At 78.3% G+C, this 332-nt stretch carries 1 pseudogene; it reads left to right on the forward strand.

What is annotated here, in order from left to right:
- A pseudogene (locus G3I42_RS23790) lies at positions 1 to 332 on the forward strand (hypothetical protein); the annotation flags it as partial.

Genomic DNA, 332 nt, shown 5'->3' on the forward strand with positions numbered 1-332 from the left:
ACCTGCCCGTGGACCGGCTCCTGCGCTTCAGCCACGACCAGCTCCCCGCCTCCGACCAGCGCCTGCTGCGCCTGCTCCACCTCGCCCCCGAAGGACTCGCCGACGCGCACACCGCGTCCGCGCTCGCGGGCTGCTCCGTGCAGCACGCCGCCGCGCGCCTGGAGCACTTCGTCCGGCACGGGCTGCTGCGCCCGCTCCCGGGTCCCCGCCCGGCCTACGAGGTGCCGGGCTGCCTCGTCCCGGGGCTGCGCGCCCTCGCCCGCGACACCGACCGCCCGGCCGAACTCCAGCTCGCCCGCGCCCGCATGCTGGAGCGCACCGTGCGCCTCCTG

The sequence above is a fragment of the Streptomyces sp. SID11385 genome, assembly GCF_010548245.1.
GTDB lineage: Bacteria > Actinomycetota > Actinomycetes > Streptomycetales > Streptomycetaceae > Streptomyces.